We start from the raw sequence: 1,201 nt of genomic DNA, 5'->3' as shown, positions 1-1,201 counted from the left end.
AACGTCATTGAAATCGCACCACTCGCGTTTATGCGGGGGCGCACCTTGAATAACGCGTTTATTATTCTGGATGAAAGCCAAAACACGACACCAGAGCAAATGAAAATGTTTTTAACACGTATCGGCTTTGGGTCTACCGCCATCATAACTGGCGACATTACACAAACCGACTTACCTAAAGGCGCCAAGTCCGGGCTCGCTGAATGCCAAACAATCTTGAACAATGTTGCCGGCATCAGCGTCACGAATTTCAATTCGGCCGACGTAGTGCGCCATCCTCTAGTTCAGCGCATTGTCGAAGCATACGACAAACACGACGCAAAGCAGAGCTAAGATGAGCAAACTCACAATCGATTTACAGATCGAAATCGGTAACAACGATTTTCCTCCACTTGATCAGTTCGAGCGCTGGGCAAACGCTGCGTATCAGGGAGAGAAACATCTCGAGATGACGATACGCATCGTTGAAGAAGAAGAATCGCACGCACTTAATTTTGAGTATCGCGGTAAAGATAAATCGACTAACGTATTGTCATTCCCATTCGAAGCTCCCGAGTTTGTGGAGATCGATTTACTTGGCGATCTAGTTATCTGTAAGCCCGTTGTTGAGCTAGAAGCAAAAGAACAAGATAAACAACTGGAAGCGCATTGGGCGCACATGGTGATTCACGGAACGCTTCACCTTCAAGGATATGACCACATTCACGATGACGAGGCTGAAGAGATGGAAAGACTTGAAATTACGATTCTCTCTGATTTAGGCTACGATAATCCTTATTTGTAAGAGGCAAACTAGTTCTACTAATGAACGACGACACTCCGAGTACCGGGCCAGCTTCAAAGAGCTGGCTAGAACGAATCTCTCAGGCTTTCTCCGATCAACCTGAGAACACAGAAGAACTTCTCGAATTACTTCGAGACAGCGAGCAGCGCAACGTTCTTGATAGCGACGCTCTGAGCATCATTGAAGGCGCAATTCAAGTCACGCAAATGCAAGCGCGTGAAGTAATGATCCCTCGCTCACAAATGATCGCCATCAAACTTAACGCTGATCCTGAAGACTACATCGGCAGCATCATCGAATCAGCGCACTCCCGTTTTCCAGTATTCGGCGAATCAAATGATGAAGTAGAAGGCGTTTTGCTAGCTAAAGACCTGCTACCGCTCGCACTTAAGGGTGAACTCAAGCGTCAGGACATCC

2 protein-coding genes and 1 pseudogene are annotated in these 1,201 nt (G+C 46.8%); all 3 read left to right on the top strand.

Annotation, left to right across the window (positions count from 1 at the left end; translation table 11 throughout):
• The coding region (locus A3739_RS01420; RefSeq protein WP_197471943.1) for a PhoH family protein at positions 1–333 on the top strand (333 nt) is incomplete at its 5' end.
• Between the two features lies 1 nt (position 334).
• Positions 335–784 (top strand): rRNA maturation RNase YbeY, encoded by a 450-nt coding sequence (ybeY, locus tag A3739_RS01415; protein WP_068478523.1) that lies wholly within the window; start codon positions 335–337, stop codon positions 782–784.
• Between the two features lie 20 nt (positions 785–804).
• A pseudogene (locus tag A3739_RS01410) lies at positions 805–1,201 on the top strand (magnesium/cobalt efflux protein); the annotation flags it as partial.

This window comes from Oleiphilus sp. HI0067, from assembly GCF_001635735.1.
Note: the sequence above shows the minus strand (reverse complement) of the source record. Positions and strands in the feature narration are given on the sequence as shown.

Excerpts from the sequence above, each read along its gene's own strand:
- ybeY (WP_068478523.1), top strand. The coding sequence starts at position 335 with ATGAGCAAACTCACAATCGATTTACAGATCGAAATCGGTAACAACGAT.